The 229-nt window shown below is 62.0% G+C and carries 1 pseudogene; it reads left to right on the top strand.

Annotated elements, in window-relative coordinates:
• A pseudogene (locus SB725_RS34325) lies at window positions 1-159 on the top strand (sugar isomerase); the annotation flags it as partial.
• Window positions 160-229: the final 70 nt, after the last annotated feature.

Genomic DNA, 229 nt, shown 5'->3' with positions numbered 1-229 from the left:
CACCACGAACTGGGCCCGGACAACCAGCCGTCAGCCCGGATCTGGGGCGGCAAGCCGGACCTCTATCACGCCTGGCAGGCGGTGCTGATCCCGCGCCTGCCGTTGGCCCCGAGCATGGCTTCGGCATTGGCCCAGGTGTCTGTTCCGGGCCTTGTGTAACCATGTGGTGACATTTCCCCATCGCTTCGTTACTCGAATGATCGACTAGGCTGTTTAGACTCGTTTGCAG

Source organism: Pseudomonas sp. SIMBA_041, from assembly GCF_046535095.1.
In the GTDB taxonomy this organism is placed as follows: Bacteria; Pseudomonadota; Gammaproteobacteria; order Pseudomonadales; family Pseudomonadaceae; genus Aquipseudomonas; species Aquipseudomonas mucoides.
Note: the sequence above shows the minus strand (reverse complement) of the source record. Positions and strands in the feature narration are given on the sequence as shown.